General features: G+C 42.1%; 2 protein-coding genes. Both read right to left on the reverse strand.

Annotated features, from left to right (window positions below):
* Positions 1-67: 67 nt before the first annotated feature.
* Positions 68-445, reverse strand: a complete 378-nt coding sequence (locus ACFVSH_RS24305; protein WP_387708299.1) for a hypothetical protein — start codon at positions 443-445, stop codon at positions 68-70.
* Between the two features lie 29 nt (positions 446-474).
* A complete protein-coding gene (locus tag ACFVSH_RS24310) occupies positions 475-2,793 on the reverse strand; it encodes a collagen-like protein (protein ID WP_387708300.1) in 2,319 nt (772 codons plus the stop codon).
* Positions 2,794-3,468 lie beyond the last annotated feature (675 nt).

Consider the following 3,468-nt stretch of genomic DNA (forward strand, 5'->3'; position numbering starts at 1 on the left):
CAGTGCCCCGAGAGCACCGCCAATCATTGCTACATATTGTTTTGCCTTATCCATAAAAAAAGCTCCTTTATTTTATAAATGTTACGATTGCTGCGATAATACCGGCAGCTCCACCCGTGCCAAAAATGCTGAAGAAAACTTTCTCTCTAGTATCCATTTTTTTAATGGCAATGTCCTTTTCGGTTTGATACTCGAATTCAGCTTGTTTTAAAACATGATCAGCAAAAGGTTTAAGCAAATCCCTAGTCTCTTTCCCATCTTTCATTACGGTCACTTCCAATTCCTTTTGGCCCTTTTGAACACCCATAAGATCGGTTTTAAGTGAAGATATTTCTCGTTTGAATGTTGCTTGTTCTAATTCCAAACCTTCTAACCTTGGTAAAATATTTTCGTTGATTGTCTGATCATGTTCTTGGACCTTCTTTTCCACATTAAATTCCTCCAATGTCCATGACCCCCTTTAATAAATTCTCTCTATATATTTATCTTTGCTTCTAGAGCTGCTAGTCGTGCTTCTAGGTTGGATATCTTCTCATCTTGAGACTTGACTTGCTCTTTTAGTAAAGTGATTTCCTCTTTCTGATCACGTACAACAGGAATAAGCAAAGTCCAAAGGCGGTCATACATTAGCCCCTCTACTTCGCGAGTTCCATCTTTATTAAATTCGTATGTCGCATATTCCGGAAGTCCTGCCGCTATAACATCTTCAGTGATTAAGCCTGAAACTCGTTCTAATTGGGGAATATCAAGTTCTGCCCAATCAACAACTTCACCAGCATGCTCCCTTGTAAGTGCATCGGCATAAGCTTCCGTAGCTGCTTTGTCATACCATGTTTTAGGATTAAGGTCTAATATCTTGTATGGGTCCACTTTCGAATTATCAATTTCTAGCTTATATTTAGTAGCCGATGTTGTCCGACCAATTACCCCAGACGATGTTACATACATATTGGCTGCAGGAGAATATGTACGGTTGAACACGCTAATTGACTGAACGTATGGACTTGTAGCATCGGAGCCCAGGTGCATCTCTGTCCCACCTGCTGTGTTCAGTAAAGACAGTTTTCCTTCGGCTTCGTAACTTCCACCACTGTTTTGAATCACATATCGGTTACCTGTGATATAAAAATTACCTGTTAACCCAATTGTGGCTCGTCTAGTATCTCCTGTGAAGAATTGAAGTTGTCCATTAGCGTCACTACCATCATCGGGTGACTCTTGAATCTTCCAGCCATTACCGCCTTTCCTAAATGTCATAAGTTTAACATTTATAATGGGTTTATCATTCATATCTAAACCTTCGTCAACGTGCATGATAATTGAACCTTTACCTTTTCCGTCATACCACGCCGTATACCTAGGGTTTATATAAGTATTGTACAGACGTGAACCATCTAGGTTTTGCCTTTCTAGATTGACCCATCCACCGAAGAAAGAGTAACCCTTCCATTTTTGCTTAGTATGCGTTGATTTTACCGTTAGAAATCCGTCCTCTATCTCTGCCGTGACAGGCACGTTTGATTCTGATTCGTCGAACGTAGCCCCATTACTTGTTATAGATCCGGAAAACGTACCTGTAGCGCCGTCTAGAGTACCTTTTAACGTTACATTACCGTCAGGGTCTACTATGAATTTACCACCTGCTAAGTCCATAGTTACACCTGTTATATCGCCAGCTTTAACACTACCAAGGTTTGCAGATAGGGCAGAAAGTTCCTTAATATAAGCCTGAATTGTAGTAACTATATCAGCAGATATCCTTCCACCATCGATTAATGTAGTACCAGTTTTAACCCAACCATTAACTAATAACCCATTTTCAAAACCGTATTGTTCACCTTGTGTAGCCGGTCGTACTTTGACAGAATCAAACTGGATTGTCTTAGCTGTGATTGGTCTGAAACTTGCCCATGCTCCCATTGGATAAATCGTGTATCCTGTATATCCTGCTGGAGTCGTTTTAGAAGGTTGTTTTATAACCTCCGTTATGGTATACCACTTGTTTAACACTGGATCTGGAATATAATTCTTGAAGTCTATCCTCGTGTCACTGTCGACTGAGGCTTCCATTCTTATAAGAACCCCAGCACTATCAATAGTTCCAGCAGTTAATTTAAACGTGACTTCCAGAGCCAAATACTGACTGTAAGGTACATTTGTCACTTGTTTATTCATATAACCCTGCACACCATCGGTGACAGACCACTGAACAGCGTTACCACTAGAATTGTCTGACGCTACCTTTGTAGGTGCAGTACCTGTTTGACCAGAATAACCAACTGGTAACGTTCCAGTCCAATCTAGGAAATTACTATTCTTACCAAAAAGCATAGACTCGTCAGCTACTGGACCTCTAGGTCCTGTTAAACCAGTTTGACCCTGTGGTCCTTGTGGTCCAGTTGCGCCAGTATTTCCTGTAGGTCCTTGCGGTCCCGTAGAACCAGTTGCACCCGTATCACCTTTATCCCCTTTAATAAGAACCCATTTATATTTCGCTGGGTCCGTAGAATCGGCAGATACAAAATCCGTATATTGTCCGATATAGGTTTTTCCTGTTGAGTCGGATACCGAGAATCCAGTGGTTCCCGTTGCATTGGTCGCATAGGCAATATGCAGATATGACGTTTGACCGTTTGCTCCTGTAGGCCCCTGGATACCCTGGGTTCCGTCAGCTCCTTTAATTAGCGTCCATTTATATTTTGTCGGATCTGTGCTATCAGCAGCGATACTGTCCACGTACATGCCGATATAGGTTTTTCCTGCTGAATCACTCACAGCACGCGAGATCATCATTGTTTCAGCTAAATGATAAAATGTCTTTCATTGGCGGAGGTACACTGATTCCATGGGCATTAGATACCTGCCGCGGCAATATGTAACGTCAGTCCCTTTGAACTTGCCCGCCGAAACCTGCTTCCGGTAACCATTGGTTTGGCAGTTACTACGATAGTCGCGATGTTTCTCATTTAATCGATCTGAATGGGATGTTTGTCGACTCTAACGCACGGTACGGCCTCTCTATTTCCATTCCCATATTTATAAAGAGGTTCGGTTAGTCTCACCCCGAACCCTGAAAATTACTTGGTTATCCTTCATGTTTTTTTCTTTTTATATGGAGTGAATTGAAGATATTTATGACACTCCTGCCGAATAACTTGCTAGCCGATTCCCCACAGACGTTTACTTGGAGTGGATGTCTGAAATCAATTGGAACTTTTTTAATTTGTCTACATTTAAGGTGATTGGAATGGAAGGTGCAAGACTCCTGCGGGGATAGCGCGTCTAGAGGAGACCCCCGCAGGCGCAAGCCGAGGAGGCTCCCGGACCGCCCGCGGAAAGCGAGTGCCCTTCGTTACAATCAACGTCCAAATACTAAAACCAATAAAAAACTGTAGATATACTCGAGTTTCATTGAGTTGAACTGCCCCGTAAATGTTAGACACCAACTAACATTTATGGGGTGTTTTT

The organism is Peribacillus sp. NPDC058002, from assembly GCF_042886655.1.
Lineage (GTDB): Bacteria > Bacillota > Bacilli > Bacillales > DSM-1321 > Peribacillus > Peribacillus aracenensis.

Excerpts from the sequence above, each read along its gene's own strand:
- ACFVSH_RS24310 (WP_387708300.1), bottom strand. The coding sequence starts at position 2,793 with ATGATGATCTCGCGTGCTGTGAGTGATTCAGCAGGAAAAACCTATATC.